This is a genomic window from Paenibacillus sp. GCM10028914, assembly GCF_042666275.1.
Lineage (GTDB): Bacteria > Bacillota > Bacilli > Paenibacillales > Paenibacillaceae > Paenibacillus_AQ.
In genome coordinates, this window is record NZ_JBHTFO010000018.1 from 183,945 (window position 1) to 205,960 (window position 22,016).

Annotated in this window: 23 protein-coding genes and 1 other annotated feature; of the genes, 22 read left to right on the top strand and 1 reads right to left on the bottom strand. The window is 45.2% G+C overall.

The window, feature by feature from the left end:
* Positions 1 to 65 precede the first annotated feature (65 nt).
* The 21 genes from ACFQV5_RS21280 to leuS all read left to right on the top strand — a co-directional run bounded on the left by ACFQV5_RS21280 (position 66) and on the right by leuS (position 20,427).
* On the top strand, positions 66 to 179 hold the full coding sequence (locus tag ACFQV5_RS21280; RefSeq protein WP_379249756.1) for a YjcZ family sporulation protein: 114 nt from the start codon (positions 66 to 68) through the stop codon (positions 177 to 179).
* A 205-nt stretch (positions 180 to 384) separates the two neighbouring features.
* On the top strand, positions 385 to 834 hold the full coding sequence (gene spoVAC / locus ACFQV5_RS21285; protein WP_379251114.1) for a stage V sporulation protein AC: 450 nt from the start codon (positions 385 to 387) through the stop codon (positions 832 to 834).
* Between the two features lie 2 nt (positions 835 to 836).
* Positions 837 to 1,850 carry a stage V sporulation protein AD gene (gene spoVAD, locus ACFQV5_RS21290; RefSeq protein ID WP_379251116.1) on the top strand — a complete coding sequence of 338 codons (1,014 nt, stop codon included), beginning with the start codon at positions 837 to 839 and terminating at the stop codon, positions 1,848 to 1,850.
* A gap of 6 nt (positions 1,851 to 1,856) precedes the next feature.
* Complete coding sequence (spoVAE, locus tag ACFQV5_RS21295; protein ID WP_379249758.1) at positions 1,857 to 2,207, top strand: stage V sporulation protein AE; 351 nt, start codon at positions 1,857 to 1,859, stop codon at positions 2,205 to 2,207.
* A gap of 171 nt (positions 2,208 to 2,378) precedes the next feature.
* Positions 2,379 to 3,335 carry an AAA family ATPase gene (locus ACFQV5_RS21300; RefSeq protein ID WP_379249760.1) on the top strand — a complete coding sequence of 319 codons (957 nt, stop codon included), beginning with the start codon at positions 2,379 to 2,381 and terminating at the stop codon, positions 3,333 to 3,335.
* 2 nt (positions 3,336 to 3,337) lie between these two features.
* A complete protein-coding gene (locus ACFQV5_RS21305; RefSeq protein WP_379249762.1) occupies positions 3,338 to 4,585 on the top strand; it encodes a DUF58 domain-containing protein in 1,248 nt (415 codons plus the stop codon).
* Positions 4,582 to 6,798 (top strand): DUF4129 domain-containing transglutaminase family protein, encoded by a 2,217-nt coding sequence (locus tag ACFQV5_RS21310; RefSeq protein WP_379249764.1) that lies wholly within the window; start codon positions 4,582 to 4,584, stop codon positions 6,796 to 6,798. Before ACFQV5_RS21305 ends, ACFQV5_RS21310 begins: the two co-directional genes overlap by 4 nt.
* Positions 6,799 to 6,988: 190 nt before the next feature.
* Positions 6,989 to 7,519, top strand: a complete 531-nt coding sequence (locus tag ACFQV5_RS21315; protein ID WP_379249766.1) for a YqeG family HAD IIIA-type phosphatase — start codon at positions 6,989 to 6,991, stop codon at positions 7,517 to 7,519.
* Entirely contained in the window at positions 7,516 to 8,643 is a 1,128-nt protein-coding gene (gene yqeH, locus ACFQV5_RS21320) for a ribosome biogenesis GTPase YqeH (RefSeq protein WP_379249768.1), read from the top strand. The genes ACFQV5_RS21315 and yqeH overlap by 4 nt, the downstream gene beginning before the upstream one ends.
* Positions 8,644 to 8,684: 41 nt before the next feature.
* Complete coding sequence (aroE, locus tag ACFQV5_RS21325; protein WP_379249770.1) at positions 8,685 to 9,557, top strand: shikimate dehydrogenase; 873 nt, start codon at positions 8,685 to 8,687, stop codon at positions 9,555 to 9,557.
* Between the two features lie 120 nt (positions 9,558 to 9,677).
* Complete coding sequence (gene yhbY, locus ACFQV5_RS21330) at positions 9,678 to 9,968, top strand: ribosome assembly RNA-binding protein YhbY (protein WP_379249772.1); 291 nt, start codon at positions 9,678 to 9,680, stop codon at positions 9,966 to 9,968.
* Positions 9,969 to 9,984: 16 nt separating this feature from the next.
* Positions 9,985 to 10,587, top strand: a complete 603-nt coding sequence (locus ACFQV5_RS21335) for a nicotinate-nucleotide adenylyltransferase (protein ID WP_379249774.1) — start codon at positions 9,985 to 9,987, stop codon at positions 10,585 to 10,587.
* Positions 10,559 to 11,137 carry a bis(5'-nucleosyl)-tetraphosphatase (symmetrical) YqeK gene (gene yqeK / locus ACFQV5_RS21340; RefSeq protein WP_379249776.1) on the top strand — a complete coding sequence of 193 codons (579 nt, stop codon included), beginning with the start codon at positions 10,559 to 10,561 and terminating at the stop codon, positions 11,135 to 11,137. The genes ACFQV5_RS21335 and yqeK overlap by 29 nt, the downstream gene beginning before the upstream one ends.
* Positions 11,134 to 11,481, top strand: a complete 348-nt coding sequence (gene rsfS, locus ACFQV5_RS21345; protein ID WP_379249778.1) for a ribosome silencing factor — start codon at positions 11,134 to 11,136, stop codon at positions 11,479 to 11,481. Before yqeK ends, rsfS begins: the two co-directional genes overlap by 4 nt.
* Positions 11,478 to 12,395, top strand: coding sequence for a CvfB family protein (locus ACFQV5_RS21350; RefSeq protein WP_379249780.1), 918 nt, complete (start codon positions 11,478 to 11,480; stop codon positions 12,393 to 12,395). Before rsfS ends, ACFQV5_RS21350 begins: the two co-directional genes overlap by 4 nt.
* Positions 12,396 to 12,422: 27 nt before the next feature.
* On the top strand, positions 12,423 to 13,193 hold the full coding sequence (locus ACFQV5_RS21355) for a class I SAM-dependent DNA methyltransferase (protein ID WP_379249782.1): 771 nt from the start codon (positions 12,423 to 12,425) through the stop codon (positions 13,191 to 13,193).
* Between the two features lie 310 nt (positions 13,194 to 13,503).
* Positions 13,504 to 14,355 carry a sugar phosphate isomerase/epimerase family protein gene (locus tag ACFQV5_RS21360; RefSeq protein ID WP_379251118.1) on the top strand — a complete coding sequence of 284 codons (852 nt, stop codon included), beginning with the start codon at positions 13,504 to 13,506 and terminating at the stop codon, positions 14,353 to 14,355.
* Positions 14,356 to 14,432: 77 nt separating this feature from the next.
* A complete protein-coding gene (locus tag ACFQV5_RS21365; RefSeq protein ID WP_379249784.1) occupies positions 14,433 to 15,596 on the top strand; it encodes a Gfo/Idh/MocA family protein in 1,164 nt (387 codons plus the stop codon).
* Between the two features lie 13 nt (positions 15,597 to 15,609).
* The gene (locus tag ACFQV5_RS21370) at positions 15,610 to 16,683 is read left to right on the top strand and encodes a Gfo/Idh/MocA family protein (protein WP_379249786.1); all 1,074 of its coding nucleotides are present in this window, start codon (positions 15,610 to 15,612) and stop codon (positions 16,681 to 16,683) included.
* Between the two features lie 51 nt (positions 16,684 to 16,734).
* Positions 16,735 to 17,598 (top strand): AraC family transcriptional regulator, encoded by an 864-nt coding sequence (locus tag ACFQV5_RS21375; protein WP_379249788.1) that lies wholly within the window; start codon positions 16,735 to 16,737, stop codon positions 17,596 to 17,598.
* 38 nt (positions 17,599 to 17,636) lie between these two features.
* Positions 17,637 to 17,899, top strand: a binding site (T-box leader).
* Positions 17,900 to 17,985: 86 nt separating this feature from the next.
* Positions 17,986 to 20,427 (top strand): leucine--tRNA ligase, encoded by a 2,442-nt coding sequence (gene leuS / locus ACFQV5_RS21380; protein WP_379249790.1) that lies wholly within the window; start codon positions 17,986 to 17,988, stop codon positions 20,425 to 20,427.
* Here leuS and comER read toward each other — a convergent pair.
* The gene (gene comER / locus ACFQV5_RS21385; protein WP_379249792.1) at positions 20,408 to 21,250 is read right to left on the bottom strand and encodes a late competence protein ComER; all 843 of its coding nucleotides are present in this window, start codon (positions 21,248 to 21,250) and stop codon (positions 20,408 to 20,410) included. The genes leuS and comER overlap by 20 nt on opposite strands.
* A 174-nt stretch (positions 21,251 to 21,424) precedes the next feature.
* Between comER and ACFQV5_RS21390 the strand changes: the two genes are divergently transcribed.
* Positions 21,425 to 21,991 (top strand): ComEA family DNA-binding protein, encoded by a 567-nt coding sequence (locus ACFQV5_RS21390; RefSeq protein ID WP_379249794.1) that lies wholly within the window; start codon positions 21,425 to 21,427, stop codon positions 21,989 to 21,991.
* Positions 21,992 to 22,016 lie beyond the last annotated feature (25 nt).

Genomic DNA, 22,016 nt, shown 5'->3' on the forward strand with positions numbered 1-22,016 from the left:
TCCAATAGATGCGGAATATACTGTGTTAATCATGTTTTTGTCGTTGCTTAGGAGGGAAGTAAAGCATGAACCAACTTGTCTCTAATCTACACAGTCGGCATGGGTATAGCAGAGAACTTATGCTGGTTGTGGTCCTGTTTATTTTGTTGGTCATTCTATTGTTATATGTATTAATTTGAGTTTTTTTGATGGAATAGCTTCAAGCATCCGGCTTGAGGCTGTTTTTCATATGGATGATTTTCCAAACATAAAGGAAGTCAATTCAAACCATAATGATAAAGAGCGAAATGTCCATAATTCAGTGTTTGTTTAACAACATATACTTAGCTGGAGGTGTAGGAATTGCCTGACTCGAAGAAGAAATCCGAATCTAACCTGAATTCTATGAGTCCGGAAGAATACAAATCGATCGCCAAAAAACACGAGCCGCCAGGCAACCTGTTAAAGAACTGCCTTAAGGCCTTTTTGGTCGGGGGATTGATCTGTGTGATTGGACAAGGTATTCAACAGTTTTTTATGTCCGTGTTCCATATGAACAACCAAGAAGCTGGTAGCCCGACAGTGGCTGTGCTGATTATGATTTCAGTTCTGTTAACTAGCCTGGGAGTATACGATAAAATTGCTCAATGGGCGGGAGCTGGAACAGCAGTACCGGTCACTGGATTCGCTAACTCTATGTGTTCCGCGGCCCTAGAACATCGAGCAGAAGGTCTCGTGCTCGGTGTAGGAGCTAGCATGTTCAAACTTGCGGGATCGGTCATCGTCTTCGGTACGGTAGCTGCCTTTATAGTAGGTTTAATTTACGCTGTTCTCGGCATAGGGGGAGGCGGATGAAGATGAAAGTAACCGGACAAACCTGGAAGTTCGAGAATAAGCCAGTCATTTTGGGAGCTAGCTCGATTGTAGGTCCAGAAGAGGGAGAAGGCCCACTCGCCCAGGACTTTGATTACATTTACGACAACATTGAGATTAACGAGAAGACCTGGGAGAAAGGGGAACGGCGTCTGCTTGAAGATGCAGCTCGAACTGCTCTGGAGAACTCAGGTATAACAGAAGATCAGCTTCAGTTTTATGTGGGTGGTGATCTAATGAATCAGATCATCAGCAGTTCCTTTGCTGCCCGTAAAATGGGTGTCCCTTATATCGGTGTATTTGGAGCTTGCTCCACTTCTATGGAAAGCTTAGCGATCGCCGCCTTGATGGTCGACTCCGGTGCTGCCCAGTATGCAATGGCAGGTACGGCAAGTCATAACTGCACCGTGGAAAAACAGTTCCGTTACCCAACAGAGTACGGTTCGCAGAAACCCCCATATGCACAGTATACGATTACGGGTGCTGGTTGTTCGGTTGTATCAACCGAAGGGGTTGGGCCGCAAATCACCTATGCAACCATAGGCAAAGTCATGGATCTTGGTATTAAGGATCCTTTCAATATGGGTACTGCAATGGCACCTGCTGCAGCGGACACGATTGCCGCACACTTTCGGGATGCAGGTCGTTCACCAGGCTACTACGACTTAGTCGTGACAGGTGATCTGGCAGCGGTTGGCCATCCGATTGCGAGAGAACTTCTTCAAAAAGAAGGGGTTCCTATGGATCAGACTCAGTTTATGGATTGCGGTCTGATGATATACGACCGGGATAAGCAGAAATACGTCTTATCTGGTGGAAGTGGCTGTGGATGTTCGGCTGTTGTTACTTATGGTCATATCCTCAAAAAGATGCGCCGTGGTGAGTGGAAAAAAGTATTGGTTGTTGCTACAGGCGCGCTTCTCTCACCGCTCTCGTACCAGCAGGGTGAGAGCATACCCTGTGTAGCACATGCGGTAGCTCTAGAGATGGGAGGTTAAACTATAATGCAGTTTTTATGGGCTTTTATTATCGGTGGTCTGATCTGTGTAATCGGACAGATTATGATGGACGCGATCAAGCTTACCCCCGCACATACAATGAGTACGCTTGTTGTGGCTGGAGCTATTGCTGATGCTTTCGGATTATATGATCCTCTCGTAAAATTTGCAGGTGCCGGTGCAACCGTGCCTATAACGAGCTTTGGGAATTCCCTCGTTCATGGGGCTTTGACCGAGCTTGAACGAGATGGATGGATCGGAGTTGTCACAGGTATATTTGAAATCACAAGTGCCGGTATTTCTTCGGCGATCATCTTTTCATTTTTGGCCGCGCTAATCGTACGTCCCAAAGGCTAAAAAATCTGATATTATAAGGAAGCTCCAGAGTATTGACACTCTGGGGCTGTTTTTGTATGAATGAACTTATGAATTTACTCTTCAAAATACTCTTGAATGTACTCAGCGACCTTCATCATGTACAATAGTAGTAAATTATCTATTTATTCCCTTACAGGAGGTTTTGAATACATGCCCGTAAGACAAGAATCTATGAACATTATTTACTCGGTGCGAAGTAATCTTGAATCGTGCCTGCTGGGCAAGGAATTTGAGATCCAGCTTCTTTTGACTGCATTACTCGCAGGAGGACATGTTCTCATCGAGGACGTTCCGGGAACAGGTAAAACACAGCTGATTAAAGCTCTTGCTAAATCCATGCAAGGGGATTATCGCCGTATTCAGTGTAATCCTGATATATTGCCAAGTGATATTACGGGGGTATCTGTATTTCATCCACGTGACGAGCAGTTTTACTTCCGCTCAGGCCCTGTCATGACCAATGTTCTTTTAGCTGATGAGATCAATCGCGCAACAACCAAGACACAATCTGCACTGCTTGAGGTTATGGAAGAACGAAGTGTAACCGTAGATGGCGAGACCCACGAACTTCCGCATCCATTTATGCTATGCGCTACTCAAAATCCGATTGATTTTGAAGGTACATATATGCTCCCAGAAGCTCAGCTTGACCGTTTCATGCTCAAGATTAGTTTGGGTTATCCGGATGCTGCCACGGAAAAAGAACTCATGTTTCGATCCCGGGACGGGCAACTAGTGGACAAGCTTAGTCCGGTAACACATGTAGATACCATTTCTTCCATTCAACAAGAAATTCGTGAGGTGTTTATTGGGGACCCGGTTGCTGATTATTTACTAGCCATTACACGTGCTACGCGAGAGCATCCTTCCGTTATCCTCGGAGCCAGTCCACGTGCAACATTATCTTTTATGAATGCTGTTAAGGCGTATGCTTTCCTGCAACAGAGGGATTATGTATTGCCTGATGATGTCAAGATTCTAGCACCTTATGTGTTGTCCCACCGGATTATGCTGCGTCCGGAATCCAGACTCGACAATGCAACTCCAGAATCTGTGCTGCAGTCTATCCTAAAGCAGGTCAAAGTGCCCGTGCAGATGGGAAGATAGGTATGCGCCGCTATCTTTCGATATGGACAAATGGCATAAAACCGTCGAGACTTGCAGCGGTGCTGGCGGTTTGGTGTGTATGCTTGCTGTATGTCTTATTTCAAGGCGGCAAGACGGCAATGATGCTATTTTCTATGGTCAGCCTCTTGTCTGTCTATTTGATTGGTTCAAGCTTTGGTGGAGTCAATCGTGTAAAAGCGTCCCGGTCAGTCACATCGGGTGAGCGTGGAGAAATCCTGCATGCCGGGGATCAGGTTCGCGTCAAGATGGAAGTAACAATTCCGGGTTTACTACCTATGCCTTATCTTATTGTAAGGGAAGTATTACAGCGTCATAACGGTGACAGGTGGTCTTTTGAAGACAGTGTCATTCCGAACTTGCGCGGCTCAGGAGAATTGGTGTTCCAGACACCTCCTTTGGAAAGAGGACGATATGCATTTTCAAAAACCGAGTGCATTAGTGAGGACATATTTGGTTTGATTGAACATCGCGGGGAGTTTGAAGTGAGTACATTGTTTCGAGTGTTGCCAAGAACCATATACATTCCAGATTGGCAGCGCAGTATACGGAACTTGAAGCTAGGAGGAACTCAGACAACGATCTCAAGCTCTAGACGAGAGACGACTCAGATTAACGGTGTGCGAGATTATGTCTATGGTGATCGTATTTCACGAATACATTGGAATGCAACTGCAAAGACCGGCTCATGGAAGTCCAAGGAGTTTGAGCATGAATCATTTCCCAAGACAATGATCGTTTTGGATTGTACGGCTCATGGTTATCACAATTCGAATCAATTTGAGACTGCAGTTTCAGCAGCAGCCTCTCTGGTTGAATATGGAGCCCGCGAACATGCAGGAACTGGCCTATTTACGGCAGGCAAGGAATCAGGAGTGTTTGCGCCGAGTGATACACCAAGCGAACGGATGAGAATGATACAGCATTTGGTGGATGTTGACGCCGATCGAGAGGAAAGTCTAATCTCTTCATTGAAAAGAGCGCATCGTCACTTTCCGAAAGGTGCATTGTTCCTGTTAGTAAGTCCTTTGGCCGATCACTCCGTTTTGGAAGTTATGCGTTGGGCGGAGTCGAGAGGGATGAATCCTTGCTTGCTAAGAATTTCAAGTCCTGCTGGGATGGAAAGTAACCATGATGACTATACGTCTATCCTAAAATCTCGGGGGATTACGAGTTACACGGCTTCTTCGCTCGAAGAGCTTCCGGTTGTTTTGGGAGGTGGTTCATCATGAGGTCATCGAGGCAAAGGTTCTCCTCGTCCTTCTTCTATATATTATCCTTAGTTTGGATATGGCTTATATTAATGCAGTGGGTTTCTTATACAGAGCCTTTACTATTTAGAGAAACGACTGCAAGCATTATTGCTACCCTTGCAATTACTGCGGTTACGGAAGCGCTCGTATTTATTAAACGTCCTTTTCGGGTGATTATTCAGCTACCCTTAATTATTTATACGTTGTATCGAACGCTGGAGGTGTACGGCCAGCCTGTACAGTCGAGCCTGCTGCAATGGCTTCGTTCGGATGGTTTGGTGAACTATTTACCTTATTTCTGGTTCGCGTTGGCGTCATGGGCAATTTTTTTATTTGTTTCATCCTGGGCAGTGAACAAGAGACGAATACTGTTAGTAGTCGGGCTTAATGTTGTTGCTTTTGCTATATTAGACTCTTTTACTAAGATTATATTATGGGACGAAACGGCATGGATTGTGGCAGCTGGCATGGGTTGGCTCGTGACAGAACATTTCAATCGTTTTCAAAAAAAATATCCCTTGGGATGGCGTAAACTTCGGGCATATCCAATTAAAATTATTGGAAATATCCTTGTTATTTTTTCGCTGATTATTTTGGCGGGGATCAATATGCCTAACATCCAACCAGCTCTCACAGATCCTTATACGGCATGGAGAGAATGGAATGGATTACCGCTTTCAGGTGGTATAACCGGGACGGGAAAGGGTATTTTTGACAATCAATTAGAAAGTATGTCTGGATATGGTCGAGAGGATAATGAATTAGGTGGAGGGTTTAATTTCGACTACTCACCTGTAATGTCAGTAACCTCCGAAGAAAGAAGTTATTGGCGTGGTGAGACGAGAGCGATATACTCGGGGACAGGATGGGAAGACAAACAAACCCGTCGTAATAATGTCGATGTAGAGATAGGCGAAGAACTGGATGGAGATTTATCAGGCGGTATCGAGACCAAAACGGTGCAGCAATCCGTTACGATGCTCAATGATAATGTGTATCCGGTGTTGTTTGGAGCTTATTCGATTTCCAAGGTGGATAAATTAGACTTAGAGGCGCTTAACGGAACGCTTTCATGGAAGGATGAGGGATCTGAACTGCATCTTAATTCCGAGCCTAAAAGTCCCACCTATCCGAAGACATATGTGCTTACTTCCGAAATTCCAATCATTCCCGTTGAGGAACTTCGCAGTAAATCCTATGAACAGTTATACTCGGGAAATATAGATGATGACTATCTTCAGCAACCGTCTGATTTTCCAGAGCGTGTAAAAACATTGGCGATGGAAGTGACTGCAGAAGGGGACACGCCTTATGAGAAGGTCATGCTCTTGCAGCAGTATTTACAAAACAACTTTACTTACACCAATGCTCCCGATCTTTCCAAACGAGAAAGTTCAGACTTCGTAGACTCGTTCCTGTTTGAGGTGAAGGAAGGATATTGTGACTATTTCTCAACTTCCATGGTGATGATGACTCGCTCACTTGATATTCCGGCTAGATGGGTAAAGGGCTATGCTCCTGGAAGCATACCAGCTCAAGAATTTATATCGCAAAGTGGACAAGTGAATTCAGCTTCAGGTAGCTATACCGTTACGAATGCTGATGCACACTCATGGGTTGAGGTATATTTCGGGGATTATGGCTGGATTCCAATCGAAACAACACCTGGATTTAATATGCCGATTCTAGCTGGTACAGATCCAGAGGAGCCCATTACTCCAGAAGAAAAAGAAGAAGAGAAGGAAGAAGAAACAGCTCCAGCGTCTCCAACTGAAGGAAAGGGAGGCAACTCTTCGGTATATCTGATACTGGCAATCATATCAGGAACAGTGATTCTTGCATGGATTGGATATATTTTATGGAGAATGCGGTTTAATCTTCGTTTCATTTCAGCCCGTCTTCGGGCAGGCAAGCCACTCACACCGGCAGATAAGGTCATCGCAGAAACGGAACGATGGCTGCGTTACGCTCACAGGCGTGGTTTAACAAGAGGCACCGATGAAACACTTCGGGAGTCTGTTACCAGATGGGGAAGAGAATATCCATCTCTTGGATTATCTCTTGGAACTCTTCTTAAGAAGTTTGAAGCTGCGCGCTACAGTCCTGTACACATTTTAGAAGATGAGTGGCGTACAGTTCAGGCAGAAGCAGAACAATTGAAAAAAAGAATGAAAAACGTCAAAAAATCTTGATTGCGGCCGCCCGGTTTCTATAAGAAAACTGCGGGCGGCTTTTTCTAGATATTAGCTGAGCGTAAGCGATTCTTAATCGCTAAGATTAGCCCAGTATAGAGGTTTTATGCTGCTTTTGAGTCGTGTCGATTATTTTTACTAACCAACCGGAATATGGTATAGTTTTTCGTATGAAATTGAGGTGACGAATTTGTTTAAAATGTTAATTCCTAAACTCCGAGTTAATACGGTTTTTGACATAAACCTGGAGGAATTATATGAACAAGGTTACCGGGGTATTATTACCGATTTGGATAATACGCTTGTCGGGGCAAAGGCTCCACTTGCAACACCGGAACTTGTGGCATGGTTCAAAAAAGTTAAAGAGATCGGCTTTCAGCTGATCATCGTTTCCAATAATCAACTGGAGCGTGTGTCTAAATTTGCCACTCCTTTAGATATCCAGTATGTGCATGAAGCCCGTAAACCGAGCAATACCCCTTTTCGGAAGGCGATGAAAATGATGGATCTGACCCATGAACAGACCATTGTTGTGGGAGATCAGATGCTGACGGATGTTTACGGTGGCAACCGCTTGGGATTGTATACCGTTTTGGTTATGCCTATTGCAATCAATGATGAAGGAAGATTTACGCGGTGGGTAAACCGCCGCATAGAACGAATCGCTTTGACGCGACTGCGTAAGCAAGGATTATGGACTGAGGAGGATAAGAGATCATGATGGAGCCATTAGGCGGACAAGTCATCAAGAAATGCAGCGGCTGTGGCATTTCACTTCAGCATACTGCACAGGGTGAGCCTGGCTATCTGCCGGAAAAAGCCTGGGACCGTGAGCCGGTCATTTGTCAGCGCTGCTTCCGAATTAAAAATTATAACGAGGTGGCATCCGTTGCCGTAGATCAGGATGAATTTCTGCGTCTGTTAGGACAAATCGGTAGCAAAGATGCGCTCGTTATTCATATTGTTGATATTTTCGATTTTGAAGGAAGTTTAATATCAGGCCTACAGCGGTTTGTCGGTAATAATCCAGTGATTCTCGCTGTGAATAAAATCGACCTTCTTCCGAAAGTAACCAACTGGAACAAGCTGCTGAACTGGGTGCAGAAGCAGTGCAAAGAGCAAGGTCTTCGTACGACAGATATCGTACTTTGCAGCGCTAAGAAGAATCAAGGATTTGATCGATTGCTTGATACGATGGCTGAATATCGTGGAGATCGTGACGTTTACGTTGTGGGTGGAACGAATGTTGGTAAATCCACGCTTATAAATCGTTTGATCCGGGATTACAGCGATTTGGAGCAGGAGTTGACAGTTTCTCGCTATCCAGGAACAACACTGGATATGGTTAATATACCACTTGATGATGGACACTATATCGTAGACACGCCGGGAATCGTCTATCCTTGGAGATACAGTGAGATCGTCAGTCGCGAAGACCTGGGTGTTGTTATGCCTGAAAATCCACTTAAACCAATGGTATATCAGCTGAATGAAGGCCAATCATTGTTCTTTGGCGGAATGGGCCGGTTTGATTTTATTAAAGGGGATCATCAATCCTTTACCTGCTTTATTAGTGGTCGCCTGAAAATACACCGTACCAAACTTGAACGTGCTGATTCATTGTTTGAGGAGCATGCAGGGGAGTTGTTGTCGCCTCCTACCAAGGAGCGGCTTGAAGAAATGCCTGAATGGACTAGACATGAGATCAGGGTTTCGAAGGGATCACGTTCAGACATCTTTATTTCTGGTTTGGGCTGGATTAAGGTGAATGGAGATACAGGTGCTCTTGTTGCAGTGCACGTACCTAAAGGGGTTAAGGTGCTTCAGCGTCCTTCATTGATCTAACAAGATCGAAGACTGTCTTTTGGGAGAGGCGGATATAAGAAATGAATTCAGTACAACAAGCAGGAAGTACACCGACAAGTGGCTCCATGTTGCTCGGTGTGATAGGGGATCCGATTATCCATTCCAAATCGCCGGTTATGCACAATGCAGCTTTGAAAGCTCTTGGCATACCGGGGAGTTATGTTCCGCTTCATATTAAGCCGGAAGGACTTGAAGGAGCGATTCAAGCTGTTCGCTCACTCGGATTTCGTGGAATTAATGTAACGATACCTCATAAGGTTGAGGTAATGAAATATTTAGACCATATTGATGAGGGAGCAGCAAGGGTTGGTGCTGTCAACACCATTGTGAATAACAATGGTGTTCTTACCGGGTATAATACAGATGGGATTGGATATGTGCGGTCCTTGAAGGAAGAAGCTTGTCCAGTTCTGAATGGCAAAAAAATCGTCGTTCTTGGGGCAGGCGGTGCAGCTCGGGGAATTATTCATGCATTGACCGCTGAGCATCCTGACCAAATTTCTGTTGTTAATCGAACTGCCTCAAAGGCGATTGAGCTTGCTCAGGAATGGGGAGCATTGGCCGATATCCAAGGGTTTTCCGAAGCAGAAGCTAAAGAGGTTGTTGCGTCTGCAGATGTCTTAATCAACACGACCTCTGTGGGAATGCATCCTAATATCGCTGATCTTCCGGTTCCCAAGGAGTGGATTCCTGAGGGGATTGTTGTTAGTGACCTTATATATAATCCACTTGAAACAGCACTTCTCCATACAAGCTCTGATAAAGGCTGCATCATTCATGGTGGTCTTGGTATGTTCGTGAATCAAGGTGCGTATGCGCTCGAATACTGGACAGGTCTTGCAGCACCGGTTGAAATTATGAAAGAGGCTGTACTTCACAGTTTTAAAATATAAAGCAAGCTGAATCATTTCCTAAATATTTGTTTTGCTTAAAGATACATCAAGCGCTAAAATAAATGTTTCGGAACAGAGAAATGCTTGGAATAGATGAAATTAAGGGAGTTATGAAAAAGAATGTTAACAGGAAAGCAAAAAAGATACTTAAGATCAATGGCGCATCATCTGGATCCTATATTTCAGGTCGGTAAGGGCGGCAGCAATGATCACCTGATCCGTCATATTTCTGAAGCGATTGAAAAGCGAGAACTGTTAAAAGTATCTGTGCTAAACAATTGCATTGAGGATCCGCGTGAAATTGCGGCAGAACTAGCTAAAGGTGCTAAGGCAGAACTTGTACAGGTGATTGGTAAAACAATCGTGTTGTATAAAGAATCGAAGGATAACAAAACGATCGAATTGCCTTAATAAGGAGGCGAACCGGATGAAGGTTGGCATAATGGGAGGTACGTTTGATCCCATCCATATCGGTCATCTGCTGGCAGCAGAATCTGCCCTTGATGCCTACCGATTGGATGAGGTATGGTTTATGCCGAGTCATATTCCTCCACATAAGCAGGAATCAGGCGTGACCGGGCAAATGAGACTGGAAATGACAGCCGAAGCGGTTGACGGTCATCCTTCTTTTCGGACACTGGACTTTGAAGTGGAGCGTGGAGGTGTATCATACACCATCGATACGGTGGAGGAGCTGCGCCGTATGTATCCACATATTGAGTTTACTTTCATTGTCGGTGCAGACATGGTCAACTATTTGCCGAAATGGCATCGAATTGCTGAGCTTGCCCAAATGCTTGATTTTATAGGTGTGAATCGACCTGGTTCGGATTTAGATCTGAATCGGTTGCCTGTCTTTTTACAGGGTGTTGTTAGAATTGCGGATATGCCGCTTGTGGATATTTCCTCGAGCATGATTCGTAAGAGAACAGCAGAGGGTAAATCCATTCGATATATGGTTCCAGACCGTGTCTATGATTATATTGTAAGGAGCGGAATCTATGGGATACAGCCGGGAACAACTGATTGAGGCCGTATCATCCCAGATGCCCGAAAAGCGTTGGATACACACACAGGGCGTCATGGATACGGCCGTTAAACTCGCAGAGCAGTATGGGGCAGATCCAGAAAAAGCAGATTTGGCAGCTATACTGCACGATGTCGCTAAATATTGGCCTGTGTTAAAATTAAAAGAAGTGTTAGTAGATAACGGATTGAGTGGCGATCTTCTGGAGCATGATAAGCAATTATGGCATGCAGAAGTAGGTGCCTTTGTCGCAGAGCGGGATTATGGAATAACGGATCAGGAAGTGCTGGATGCGATACGCTACCATACCTCTGGTCGGGTAGGTATGACGCTTCTCGATAAAGTTGTTTGTCTGGCAGATTACATGGAGCCGGGGAGAGATTTCCCTGGTGTGAATAATATTCGTGAACTGGCCAACCATAGCCTTGAAGAGGCGCTTTTAGCTGGATTTGATTCGACGATAAATCATCTCCTATCTCGCAGGCAGATCATATATCCATTAACCTTATTAGCACGAAATGACTTAATAAAGCAATTGGAGGCGAATTCATGACGATAAATCCGAATGAATTGTTAAATGTAGTCGTTAAGGCTGCTGAAGATAAAAAAGCAATGAATGTTGTGGCACTTGATTTGAGAGGTATTTCTCTAGTTGCCGATTATTTCGTAATTTGCCACGGTAATTCCGATACCCAAGTTCAAGCTATTGCAACGGAAGTACGCAAGAGCGCTCACGAGGCAGGCGTATCACTTCGTGGCTTGGAGGGGATGGATGCTGCACGTTGGGTGCTTATGGACCTCGGAGATGTGGTAGTTCATATTTTCCATCGTGATGAGCGTGAATACTATAACATCGAGCGTTTGTGGTCTGACGCTAAAGTGGTGGAGAACGTATGAGTTTGATCGCAGGAACAATTGTGCAGTTGGAGATTTTACGTGAAGTATCACCTTATGGTTATTTTTTGGACGGTGGCGATATGGATGTACTGCTCCACTACACCGAACTTACCCGAAAGGTAGAGCCTGGTGAGACGGTAGAAGTATTTATATTTTTTGATACGGAAGATCGTCTGGCTGCAACGATGAAAAAGCCATACCTTACGCTTGGTGAGACAGCTAAGCTGATGGTGGCCGATGTTCATCCACGTTTAGGCTGCTTCCTAGAGATGGGACTAGGCCGTCAACTGCTGCTTCCTATTCGCGAACTGCCTGAGATGAAAGAACTTCATCCGCAGGTAGGCGATTATGTATTTGTTATGATGGAACATGATAAACAGGGACGACTTCGTGCTAAGCTCGCTGGAGAGCAGGAGCTCGCGCCGATGGCTTTCAATGCACCGGATGCATGGCTTAACGAATGGTTTACAGCCCTGGTGTACAAGCCGCTTCAAATGGGGACTTTCGTTATTGTAGATGGCGGCGTCCTTGGCTTTGGGGCAATTGGGATGATCCATTCTTCCGAGCGCACGCGCCTGCTTCGTCTTGGAGAAGAAGTTCGTGTCCGTGTGAGTCATGTTCGTGAAGATGGACGTGTTAACCTGTCAATGGTGCCTCGTAAAGAAGTAGGCATGACTAATGATGCGGATCGCTTGCTGGCTTTCTTGAAGGAACGTCCAGGTGGAGCTATGCCATACTCTGACGCAACCCCGCCTGATATTATCAAGCAACGTTTTGGCATCAGTAAGTCAGCATTTAAACGTGCACTAGGTAAGCTGATGAAAGAAGGTCTAGTCACACAGAAGGAAAGTTGGACATATCTTGCCAAGGGTAACGAAGGCAGCTCGGAATTCGCTGAAGAAGGCAAGAAATAAGGGAAGCTTATAGAAAGTGGTGTCATCATGTTGTCTTACCGCAAATTTGCGTACGTTTACGATCAACTTATGGAGGATATGCCTTATCCTGAATGGCTCCGGTTCGCACGAACAGCCTGGGAAAAGCATGGTATGCCGAAAAGCGTGGCGGAACTTGGATGCGGGACGGGCAGCATCACCATACCGCTCGTGAATTCGGGATTTGAAGTAACAGGGATCGATTTGTCAGCCGACATGCTAGCGATTGCCCGTCGTAAACTGGAGGAAACTCCACAAGGAAATCGCTTGTTTCGGGACGGCAGTATTCGCTGGATACAGCAGGATATGCGTGACTTTGAACTTCCTGAGCAGGTAGATTCGGTAATATCGTTTTGTGATTGTCTAAACTACTTGCTTGAGGAAGACGATATCCGTACTGTGTTTGCTCGTACGTTCAAGGGGCTTAAGGAAGGCGGTACCTTCCTGTTTGATGTTCATCATCCAAACACCTTGATCCGTTATGATGAGGAGCAGCCTTTTGTCCTAGATGATCATAAGGTTTCATACATTTGGACCTGCGCACTCGATGAACCCCGCTGTGAAATTGAACATCATTTATCTATTTTTGCAAGGGACGAGAGCGACCGGTCTGTGTATCGTCGTTTCGAGGAAACGCACACACAGCGAGGGTATGATCCTGATTGGATGAAGGTTGAGCTTACTAAGGCTGGATTTCGAGACGTAAAGTGTTACGCAGACTTTGAGTGGATAGAAGCAGGTGAGGATGCTCAAAGGCTGTTTTATGTCGCAGTAAAATAATATAATATTAGTTATAAAAAAGGACTGTCTAACGTAGATACTTTACGGGATGCAGTCCTTTTTTGCGTTACTTGTGTGTATGTTTTTCTAATATATATCTGCTTTTGCATAGGAAACGCTTCTTTTACGCTATGTTTGATTGTGGTTAAGATTGCGAGTGATAAGCATATGTTTGATTGAGTGCCTATGATAGACTAAAACCGCACAAATTGAAAACGTTTACGTTGTGATGTTCCCCATGGACAGATGAACTATCATCATGCAGAACAAAGTATCAATTAATCAGATGTTTAGAAGGGTGGAGAAGAATATGAAATATTCTGTATTTACGGTTGCAACGCCTGATTTGAATCCCGAAGAGCTTGCAGTTGCTGCACAAGAAGCGGGAGTAGAGGGAATAGAATGGCGTTTCAAGGAAGTACCGAAAGATGCACTTCAGGAAGAACCCTCATTTTGGCGGCACAATCGCTGCTCTATAGATCCATATGGTACAGAGGAGGAATGGTTGAGATTTGCTGAAGCTGCCAAGAAGCATAATCTGAAGAGTATTGCCGTCGTTCCTTATTTAGAGTGCGGTGATATCGAAAGCACAGAACGAGTGATGAAGGTAGCCAAGCTGCTTGGCGCTTCTTTCATAAGAGCGGGTGTTCCAGGCTATGACGGTCGAACGAACTATAATGATCTTTACGAACAAGCGGTTCGATATCTGGAATCAGTGGAACGTTTAGCTGCAGATTATGGTGTGAAGGCACTTGTGGAAACACATCACAAAACCATTGCGCCTAGCGCAGGATTGGCTCATAAGCTGGTTAGTCATTTTGACTCTGATCACATCGGTGTTCTGTACGATCCAGGGAATATGGTTCATGAAGGCTTTGAGAATTACAGAATGGGACTTGAACTTTTGGGGCCGTATCTTGCTCATGTTCATGTGAAAAATGCAGGCTTTCGCATGAGAAAATCTGAGGATGGATTGCATACAGAATGGACAGGAGAATGGCTGCCACTTGCCCATGGTATTGTATCTTGGCCTCAAGTTTTGGCTGACTTGAAAGCCGTTGGGTATGACGGATACTTAGGGATTGAGGATTTTAGCGGTACATATCCGTCTAAGGAAATGCTGAAGTATTTTGTGTTGCAGATGGAAGAATGGATGAAGTAATACACATACAAAGAGTGATACATAAGCCATGTACCGAGCATAACTCATGTTATCTATATAGAAGGGAAGGATGAAACATGGAGCAAGTTAGAATCGGCGTTATCGGATTAGGAATGGGTTTCAGTCATGCAAAAACGCTGGCAGAAGGTAAAATACACGGTGCTTCTTTAGCGGCCGTTTGTGATATACAGGCAAGCAAGCAGGAGATGGCCAAGACAGCATTACCAGACGGTGTAAAGGTGTGGGGTGATGCCAAGGCTATGATGTCCTCTGGTGAAATTGATGCTGTAATTATCGCAACACCCCATTATGAGCACCCGAAGGAGGCCATTTTTGCTTTTGAGCAAGGTCTTCATGTGCTGATTGAGAAACCTGCTGGTGTTCATACGAAACAGGTTCAAGAGATGAACAAGGTTGCGGCAGAGAGCGGTAAAGTATATTCCATCATGTACAATCAGCGCTGTAATCCGCTGTATCAAAAACTTAGGGAACTCATTGCTTCGGGCGAATTGGGTGAAATCCGTCGAACGAACTGGATTGTTACACATTGGTATCGTTCTCAAAGCTACTATGATTCTGGTGGGTGGCGCGCGACATGGGCTGGTGAAGGCGGGGGAGTTCTTATTAATCAGTCACCTCATCAGCTGGATTTATGGCAGTGGACAACGGGGCTTATGCCGATAAGAATGAGAGCATTTTGTTCTTTTGGCAAGTACAGAAATATTGAAGTGGAAGATGATGTGACTGCATATGTGGAATATGCGAATGGTGCAACGGGTGTCTTTATTACGACAACGGGTGAAGCTCCGGGGACGAATCGTTTTGAAGTTACAGGGGAGCGCGGCAAGATTGTCATAGAGAACGATAAGCTGACATTTTGGCGGCTAAGGGTATCTGAGACTGAGTTCAATCAGGAATTTAAAGGAGGTTTTGGTGAGCCGGAGTGCTGGAAATGTGAGATACCGGTGTTCGGGAACAATCCTCAACATAGCGGTATCATGCAGAATTTTACGGATGCGATATTGAAAGGGACCCCTCTCATTGCACCGGGAGAAGAAGGAATCCATGGTCTGACCCTTTCGAATGCGATGCATCTCTCTACGTGGACAGATAACTGGGTCAACATTCCGTTTGACGAGGATTTATATTATGAGCATTTACAGGAACGGATTAAGAAATCAACCTATCAGAAGACAGTAATAGAAACCGGACCTGTAGATATGACAACGACGTTTGGTTAAGGAGTGTGATGATGTGAATCGTAACAATGGTATGCTTTACGCGCCTACAGGTAAAATGGAGCCTGTTGTCGGTCCCGGAGAATTCGTCATCGCGGCGATGTCTCTAGAGCACGGTCATATTTATGGAATGTGTAATGGATTAGTTGAGGCAGGTGCGACATTAAAATGGGTATATGATCCCGATCCTGTAAAAGTAGAACAATTCTGCGAAAAATACCCCCAAGTTCAAGCGGCTTCCTCAGCGTCTCAAATCCTGGAGGATCCGGAGGTTAGGCTTGTTGCTGCTGCTGCTATTCCATCCGAACGATGCGAACTGGGGCTTGCAGTCATGTCCCACGGCAAAGACTATTTTACAGACAAAACTCCGTTTACTACGCTGGATCAGATTGCGGCGGCGAAAGCCAAGGTAGCGGAGACGGGTCAGAAATATATGGTCTATTATAGTGAACGTCTTCATGTAGAGAGCGCTATTTATGCCGGGAGATTAATCCAAGACGGTGCCATAGGGCGAGTGCTGCAGGTGATGGGAACTGGACCACATCGCTTGAGCGTATCGTCCCGTCCAGATTGGTTTTTTTGTCATGAGCAGTATGGGGGGATTCTATGCGATATCGGATCTCATCAAATCGAACAGTTTTTATTCTATGCGGGATGCAAGGATGCCAAGGTGATGAGCAGTAAAGTGGCTAACTACAACAATCCGCTGTATCCGGAACTTGAGGATTTTGGTGATGCAACATTGATTGGTGACAACGGAGCAACAAATTATTTCAGGGTGGACTGGTTTACACCGGATGGACTCAGTTCTTGGGGAGATGGAAGGACGTTCATCCTTGGTACGGATGGTTATATCGAAATGCGTAAATACGTTGATCTTGCTAGAGATCCGCAGGGAGATCATCTTTATCTGGTTAATCATGAAGGTGAGTACCATATGGAATTAAAGGGGAAGGTAGGCTATCCGTTTTTCGGGGAGTTAATTGTAGACTGCATGGAACGTACGGAACGAGCGATGTCGCAGGAACATGCATTTAAAGCGGGGGAACTATGTATTATTGCACAGAATGAGGCGGTTCGTATTCAATAATCATATCCGTTATAATTAAAGGAATACCAAGGATCAGAAGGGATAAACTCTATGAAACCGGTGTCCTTTAACCGCAAGCAAATGCAACTTAATCAGCCATTCGAATTTCATTACCGAAATGAAGACCCGATGGCTGGCGGTGTATTTCACTCCCATGCTTTTTATGAAATATATTATTTTCACGAAGGACAATGTACCTATCTCATCGGAGACAAGATTTATGTTCTAAAACCTGGTGATCTCCTTCTTATGAACGGATTGACTCTGCATTGTCCGCGTATAGAGCCTGATGTGCGCTATATACGAAGTATTGCTCATTTTGATCCCGGATTTGTGAAACGCTGGGTTCAACCGGAGGCAGCCGCGGCGTTATTGAATCCGTTTGAGGAGCTTAGCAACTACCGAATATCGCTGAATGGATCTGAGCGAATGGAGTTCGAGAAAATCATGGTGGATTTAGATCGATTGAACAAAATGGGAGCTACTCAGGAACGAAGAATGCTGCGTTTGTTCGATATGCTCTGTGTTATCTCGGAGCTGTGCCGTACTGCTGTAAACCACAGAGACTCTTTTTCTGAGAAAGAACGTCATGTCCAGCATGTTATAACCTATGTAGAACAAAATTATATGAACGATCTGACCCTTGAAGATATTGCTCATGCTGTCCATTTAACAAAACAGTATTTGTCCTCATTATTTAAAGAAGTAACAGGTACGACAGTATTCAGATATATGTATAGTCGCCGGATTAATCAGGCAAAAATTTTGCTGTGGCTTCATCCAAATCTGGCTGTAACTGAGGTTTGTTATGCTGTTGGCTTTAAACATTTGGCTCATTTCAGTCGTATGTTTAAGGAGATGGTCGGAAGAACGCCGGAAGATTACCGTAACAGCAGGTTGTCTGCATTGACTTAACCGGCGATGTTCGATATAATATCGTCATTAAAATCGAATACAATACGATGATAAGGATTAGTAGTTTCTCACCCGATCACACAGAGAGCCGGCGGTTGGTGCAAGCCGGTTGACGAAGGAAATGAACTCGCCTTGGAGTAACGATGTCAACCCGGTTCAGGCAGCTTGTTTGTAAGCTTAGTGCCCGGCCGATGAATCATCGTCGTCTCACCTGCGATAGAGGTGCAAAGGGAGTGAAAGGCAAAGCATGCCTTTTGCTAACTAGGGTGGTACCACGGGAATCAAACCTCTCGTCCCTAGCGTCAGACGCTATGGATGATGAGGTTTTTTTGTTTTGAGGCGCACGGTTATGAACCGTGCTTGACCGCGAAGGAGGAGTAGGAAAGTATGAGTGAAAATCAACCAACAGGCCACGGCTATCAGCCGCAGGCCATCGAGCCGAAATGGCAGCAGTACTGGGATGAACAGAAAACGTTTAAAACGCATGAAGATTCATCCAAACCTAAATTTTATGCATTGGATATGTTTCCGTATCCATCAGGTGCTGGTCTGCACGTAGGACACCCTGAAGGTTATACAGCAACGGATATTGTTTCCCGTTTTAAACGGATGCGCGGATACAATGTACTTCATCCAATGGGCTGGGATGCATTTGGTCTTCCTGCTGAGCAGTATGCAATGGACACAGGTAAACATCCACGGGAATTTACAATTAAGAATATTGATAATTTCCGTCGTCAGATTAAATCACTCGGTTTCTCTTACGATTGGGACCGTGAGATCAGCACAACGGATCCTGAGTATTACAAATGGACCCAATGGATTTTTATCCAGCTGTATAAGAAAGGCTTAGCTTATGTTGACGAGATTCCGGTGAACTGGTGCCCAGCACTTGGAACGGTTCTTGCCAATGAAGAAGTAATCGATGGAAAGTCGGAACGCGGCGGGCATCCTGTTATCCGTAGACCGATGCGCCAGTGGATTCTGAAGATTACAGATTATGCTGAGCGGTTGCTGGAAGATCTGGAGGAGCTGGACTGGACTGAGAGCATTAAAGATATGCAGCGCAACTGGATTGGTAAATCAACTGGTGCAGAAGTTCGGTTCGATATCGACGGTCACAATGATCATCTGACTGTATTTACAACTCGTCCAGACACATTGTTCGGTGCAAGCTACTGTGTACTGGCTCCTGAACACGAGCTCGTAGACCGCATTACAACAGAAGATCAGAAGGAAGCTGTTAAAGCTTATCAAGATCAAGCGGCACGTAAGAGCGATCTGGAACGTACGGATCTGGCGAAAGATAAGACTGGTGTATTTACAGGGGCTTATGCAATTAACCCGGTAAATGGCGCTAAGGTTCCGATCTGGATTGCCGATTATGTGCTGGCAGGTTACGGTACAGGCGCAATTATGGCTGTTCCGGGACATGACAGTCGGGACTGGGAGTTTGCGAAGCAGTTCGGTCTGGATATTATCGAAGTCGTTAAGGGAGGAAATGTAGAAGAGGAGGCGTATGCCGGTAACGGTGAGCACGTCAATTCCGATTTCCTGAACGGTTTAGATAATGAAGCGGCTATTCAGGCGATGAATGAATGGCTGGAGAAGAACGGAAAAGGTGAGAAAAAGGTTACTTACCGTCTGAGAGATTGGCTGTTCAGCCGTCAGCGTTATTGGGGTGAACCGATTCCGATTCTTCACTTGGAAGATGGTACGATGAAGACTGTACCTGAGGATCAACTTCCGCTGCTTCTGCCGGATGTAGATCAGATCAGACCTTCCGGTACAGGTGAATCGCCGCTTGCCAACGTAACAGAGTGGGTTGAAACCGTAGATCCTGAGACGGGCATGAAGGCCCGTCGCGAGACCAATACGATGCCTCAGTGGGCAGGTAGCTGCTGGTATTACCTTCGCTACATTGATCCGGACAACAACGAGGAGCTTTGCTCTAAAGAGAAACAGAAAGAGTGGTTGCCGGTTGATCTGTACATCGGTGGTGTTGAGCATGCTGTGCTTCACTTGCTGTATGCCCGTTTCTGGCATAAAGTATTGTACGATATCGGAGTGGTTGATACGAAAGAGCCATTCCAGAAGCTTGTAAACCAAGGTATGATCCTGGGTAACAACAACGAGAAGATGAGTAAGTCTCGCGGTAATGTTATCAACCCTGATGACATCGTGAATGAATTCGGCGCAGACACACTTCGTGTGTATGAAATGTTTATGGGTCCACTTGAGGCGACCAAACCTTGGAATACTAATGGTGTGGAAGGAGCTCATCGCTTCTTGTCAAGAATCTGGCGTCTGTTTGTCGGTGATAATGGCGAGCTGAATTCTAAGATCGTCGATGGTGAAGGATCGGATGAATTCAAACGCATTTGGCATAAGACGATCAAGAAGGTGACAGATGATTTCGAGCATCTTCACTTTAATACAGCAATCAGCCAGCTCATGATCTTCATCAATGAAGGTTACAAGGTAGATGTACTGCCGCGTAAAGCGATGGAGAACTTTGTACAAATGCTTTCGCCGCTTGCTCCGCACTTGGCAGAAGAGCTTTGGAGCCGTCTGGGTCATAGCGAGAGCATTACTTACGTGCCTTGGCCTGAATTCGATGAAGCTTGGACTGTTGACGCTGAAGTTGAAATTGTAGTTCAAGTAAATGGCAAAATCGTAGAACGGACTAAGGTCGCTAAAGATATGGACCAAGAAGCGATGAAAGAATATAGCCTCTCCCTTCCAAATGTCAAGCAGGCGCTGGAAGGAAAGAGTATCCGCAAGGTGATTGCAGTGCCGGGTAAACTAGTCAATATCGTGGCTGGTTAACCGATTTTCCGAAGGCGATATCCAATTTCTCCAGATCTTCCTCATACTTTTCATGTGTGGTGGTGATCAGTTGGTGAAATAGACCGTCCAGCCTGTTTTCGAGTAGAGACAGTGCTTGGGCGGTAATACCTCCGGGAACAGCCACTCTTTCTTGAAGTTGTTCAGGAGAGAAACCTTCCTCCGTAAGCAATCTGCCGGTGCCAAGCAGCATTTCTCCGGCTAGAGCGTTAAGCGTTGGGCGGTCGGCTCCGGTCATTTCGACCGCGGCATCAATCCATTTTTCCACAAAAAAACTCAAAAAAGCAGGCCCGCAACTGGAAAAATCGGAAGTAATCCGTGTGTGTGATTCCAGAACTTCCATGGGCCTGCTAATCGAAGACAGGAGGCTTTCTAAAAGCAGCCTGTCTTTTTCTTTTACCCGTGACCCATAAATACATAGAGACACACCGCTTCCGGTTTGATTAGTGATGCTAGGTATAATTTTCGCTACCTTGCAGGGAAGCGCTGATTCAAGATGATACAGCTGGACGGGACTCGTAATGGAAATTGCGAGTTGAGAGGTAAGAAGATGTTCATGGATTTCATCTATGACTGGTTTAAATTCGCCGGGCTTAACGCATAGAAAGAACAGGTCACTCTGTGACGCGGCCTCTATATTACTTCTGCATACGGTTAATCCAGGATGGCGAACCGCTAGCGCAAGAGCTTTTTGACGAGTCCGGTTACTCACATAAATTTGCTCAGGCTGTAGAGCTCCTAATCGTATAAAGGAGTCAATTAACAGACTACCCATGCTGCCTGTACCGATAAAACCAACCTTCATGTGTACGTTCCCTCCTTTCGTGCATTACGGCATAGAGATACCGTGTCATATCGTTAATGTATGCGACATAACCGCTAAATGATGACCGATTTAGGTCTAATTGGAGAATGATAGCGCTATAAATGATGTTTTATCAATCGGACGGGTATTCCGTTCGGGATTGGAGAGATATTCATGAGACGAATTCCGTTAGGATGGAGTGTTATAATCGCTTTACTAGGCTGCGGACTAATTCTTTTTGCTGGAGGAAATGACGATGCTACCGAGGGTACCGAAGAGTGGAAACCGCTGAATGCAGAAATCACAGAGACGCTTGGTATCCAGGATCAGAATAGTCCCATATCTATTCCAGAGAAGAATAATGTCGAACAGAATAAGGAGCCTTCCGCATCCAAAGATAAAGTACCAGTGAAAGATGAGTCTGGCGAAGCTCCTTCGAAGTCAGATACTGCTGCAAATGCAGCGCCGATCATTGATGCTTCTACACCTGCTGCACCAGAAATTTTATCCCAAGAGAAAGACGAGAAGCCCGCTCCAATAGATACTTCCGGAAAAATCAATATAAATACAGCTGACATTTCGGGGTTAATGGAATTGCCGGGGATCGGGGAGAAGAAGGCCCAAGCCATTATTGATTACAGGACAAAGAATGGTTCATTTCGGAGTGTAGCTGAGCTCATGGATGTTAAAGGTATTGGCCCTAAAATGCTGGAGAAAATGAAATCTTACGTTAGCCTTTAACCCTGTGATACAATGAATTTAGATA

Bases quoted from the DNA above. Each gene is read 5' to 3' on its own strand.
- ACFQV5_RS21280 (WP_379249756.1), top strand. From the start codon at position 66: ATGAACCAACTTGTCTCTAATCTACACAGTCGGCATGGGTATAGCAGA.
- yqeH (WP_379249768.1), top strand. From the start codon at position 7,516: ATGATGGAGCCATTAGGCGGACAAGTCATCAAGAAATGCAGCGGCTGT.
- ACFQV5_RS21350 (WP_379249780.1), top strand. From the start codon at position 11,478: ATGAGTTTGATCGCAGGAACAATTGTGCAGTTGGAGATTTTACGTGAA.
- ACFQV5_RS21375 (WP_379249788.1), top strand. From the start codon at position 16,735: ATGAAACCGGTGTCCTTTAACCGCAAGCAAATGCAACTTAATCAGCCA.
- ACFQV5_RS21390 (WP_379249794.1), top strand. From the start codon at position 21,425: ATGAGACGAATTCCGTTAGGATGGAGTGTTATAATCGCTTTACTAGGC.
- yqeK (WP_379249776.1), top strand. From the start codon at position 10,559: ATGGGATACAGCCGGGAACAACTGATTGAGGCCGTATCATCCCAGATG.
- spoVAD (WP_379251116.1), top strand. From the start codon at position 837: ATGAAAGTAACCGGACAAACCTGGAAGTTCGAGAATAAGCCAGTCATT.
- ACFQV5_RS21335 (WP_379249774.1), top strand. From the start codon at position 9,985: ATGAAGGTTGGCATAATGGGAGGTACGTTTGATCCCATCCATATCGGT.
- ACFQV5_RS21365 (WP_379249784.1), top strand. From the start codon at position 14,433: ATGGAGCAAGTTAGAATCGGCGTTATCGGATTAGGAATGGGTTTCAGT.
- ACFQV5_RS21305 (WP_379249762.1), top strand. From the start codon at position 3,338: ATGCGCCGCTATCTTTCGATATGGACAAATGGCATAAAACCGTCGAGA.
- ACFQV5_RS21355 (WP_379249782.1), top strand. From the start codon at position 12,423: ATGTTGTCTTACCGCAAATTTGCGTACGTTTACGATCAACTTATGGAG.
- spoVAE (WP_379249758.1), top strand. From the start codon at position 1,857: ATGCAGTTTTTATGGGCTTTTATTATCGGTGGTCTGATCTGTGTAATC.
- aroE (WP_379249770.1), top strand. From the start codon at position 8,685: ATGAATTCAGTACAACAAGCAGGAAGTACACCGACAAGTGGCTCCATG.
- ACFQV5_RS21300 (WP_379249760.1), top strand. From the start codon at position 2,379: ATGCCCGTAAGACAAGAATCTATGAACATTATTTACTCGGTGCGAAGT.
- spoVAC (WP_379251114.1), top strand. From the start codon at position 385: ATGAGTCCGGAAGAATACAAATCGATCGCCAAAAAACACGAGCCGCCA.
- yhbY (WP_379249772.1), top strand. From the start codon at position 9,678: ATGTTAACAGGAAAGCAAAAAAGATACTTAAGATCAATGGCGCATCAT.
- ACFQV5_RS21310 (WP_379249764.1), top strand. From the start codon at position 4,582: ATGAGGTCATCGAGGCAAAGGTTCTCCTCGTCCTTCTTCTATATATTA.
- rsfS (WP_379249778.1), top strand. From the start codon at position 11,134: ATGACGATAAATCCGAATGAATTGTTAAATGTAGTCGTTAAGGCTGCT.
- comER (WP_379249792.1), bottom strand. From the start codon at position 21,250: ATGAAGGTTGGTTTTATCGGTACAGGCAGCATGGGTAGTCTGTTAATT.
- leuS (WP_379249790.1), top strand. From the start codon at position 17,986: ATGAGTGAAAATCAACCAACAGGCCACGGCTATCAGCCGCAGGCCATC.
- ACFQV5_RS21360 (WP_379251118.1), top strand. From the start codon at position 13,504: ATGAAATATTCTGTATTTACGGTTGCAACGCCTGATTTGAATCCCGAA.